Below are 1873 nucleotides of genomic sequence, written 5' to 3' on the forward strand. Positions count from 1 at the left end.
TGGGTGAACATGCCCGCCATGCCCTCGGCCGAAATGCCGTTCGGCGGCATCAAGGACTCGGGTTACGGGACCGAGGGCGGGCCGGAGGCGATGGATGCGTACCTGAACGCGCGGTCGGTTTCCATCATGAACGTCTGAAGCGGAACCACCCCCTGCGCCGCTGCGCGGCTTCCCCCTCTCTGGCGCCTTCGGCTTGGAGGGGGACGACACCTGGGGCCGGCGGAGCCGGACCCGCGGTGTCCCTGGATGGCGCTGCTTCAAGCGGGACAGGCCGAGCCCCGGCGAAGCTTGAGCCGCATCAGCCCTTGTTGGGGCCCAGCTTGTTCGTGAACGCCACCACGAGCGCGGTCATGAAAAAGAACGCCTGCAGCTCCAGGCGCCAGCCACCGGTGGCCGTGATGTCCATGAAATGGGTCATGTGGGCCAGGCCCACCGCAAACGCCATGTTGATCGCGATCACCAGTGCCGCCGGTACCACCCACACGCCGGCGAGCAGGAACAGCGGAGCGATCAATTCGCCGATGTAGACGCCGTACGCGATGAAGCCCGGCAGGCCCTTGGCCACCAGCATGCCTTCGATGCCGCTCACGCCACCCGTCACCTTGGCCCAGCCGTGAAAGATCATGAGGATGGCGAGCGTCCAGCGCAGCAGGATCACGCCGAAGCGGGGTTGGTTGAAGAGGTTGTTGATGGCGTTCATGTTGTGAAGTCTTTGGAATAAAAAAGAAAGTACGCCGAAAGTCGACCCGCAGGGCAGCCTTCGGTTCCGGACGGCGTTGAAACAGGCTTAAAGATTTGGCGCCAGCCAGCGCTGCAGCTCTTTCTCGGCCACCGCGCTGCGCTGCGCCAGATCGGTCACCTGGTCGTCGCCGATCTTGCCGACGTTGAAGTAGGCGCTTTCAGGGTGGCTCAGGTAGAAGCCGCTCACGCTGGCCGCCGGCGTCATGGCCAGGCTTTCGGTCAGGCCCATGCCGATGTCTTCGCACCGCAGCAGGTCGAACATCGGGCGCTTGACCGAGTGGTCCGGGCAGGCGGGGTAGCCCGGCGCCGGGCGGATGCCCTGGTACTTTTCCTTGATCAGGTCCTCAACGCTCAGCGTTTCACCCTCCGCGTAGCCCCAGAGGTCGGTGCGCACGCGGTGGTGCAGACACTCGGCCAGGCCTTCGGCCAGGCGGTCGGCCAGGGCCTTGAGCATGATGGCGGCGTAGTCGTCGTGGTCGTCGATGAAAAGCTTCTCTTTTTTCTCCACACCCAGGCCAGCGGTGACGGCGAACACGCCCACGTAGTCGTCGGCCACGCCCTTGGGTGCCACGAAGTCGGCGAGGCACCGGCTGGGGCGCATCACGCCGTCCACCTCGAAGCGCTCGGTCTGCTGGCGCAAGCCGTGCCAGGTGAGCGCCACCTCGCGGCGGCTCTCGTCGGTGTAGAGCTCGATGTCGTCGTCGTTGACGCTGTTGGCCGGGTACAGGCCCACCACCGCGTTGGCGCTGAGCCAGCGGCCTTCAATGAGCCGCTGCAGCATGCGCTTGCCGTCGCTGAACACGCGCCGCGCTTCTTCGCCCACCACCTCGTCTTTGAGGATCTCGGGGAAGGGGCCGGCCAGGTCCCAGGTCTGGAAGAACGGCGCCCAGTCGATGTATTTGACGATCTCGTTGAGATCGAAATTCTTGAACACGCGCTTGCCGATGAAGCGCGGCTTCTTCGGCTCGAAGCTGCGCCAGTCGATCGGCGTCTTGTTGGCACGCGCCTTGGCCAGCGGCCACAGCGGCACCTGCTTCTTGTTGGCGTGCTGCGTGCGCACCTTGTCGTAGTCGGCGTTGAGTTCGGCGATGTACTGCGCCGCCTGGTCCGACAACAGCCCCTGCGCCACGCC

At 65.2% G+C, this 1873-nt stretch carries 3 protein-coding genes; 1 reads left to right on the top strand and 2 read right to left on the bottom strand.

From position 1 onward, the window contains the following. A partial coding sequence (locus RMO40_RS21120; RefSeq protein WP_309725528.1) for an aldehyde dehydrogenase family protein occupies positions 1-138 on the top strand: 138 nt, incomplete at its 5' end. Between the two features lie 160 nt (positions 139-298). Here RMO40_RS21120 and RMO40_RS21125 read toward each other — a convergent pair. Then, entirely contained in the window at positions 299-700 is a 402-nt protein-coding gene (locus RMO40_RS21125; RefSeq protein ID WP_309725524.1) for a DoxX family protein, read from the bottom strand. Positions 701-787: 87 nt separating this feature from the next. Further along, on the bottom strand, positions 788-1873 hold a 1086-nt coding region (locus RMO40_RS21130; RefSeq protein ID WP_309725526.1), incomplete at its 5' end, for a vitamin B12 dependent-methionine synthase activation domain-containing protein.

Origin of the sequence: Rhizobacter sp. (assembly GCF_031412075.1) — a bacterium.
In the GTDB taxonomy this organism is placed as follows: Bacteria; Pseudomonadota; Gammaproteobacteria; order Burkholderiales; family Burkholderiaceae_C; genus Rhizobacter.

Excerpts from the sequence above, each read along its gene's own strand:
- RMO40_RS21125 (WP_309725524.1), bottom strand. The coding sequence starts at position 700 with ATGAACGCCATCAACAACCTCTTCAACCAACCCCGCTTCGGCGTGATC.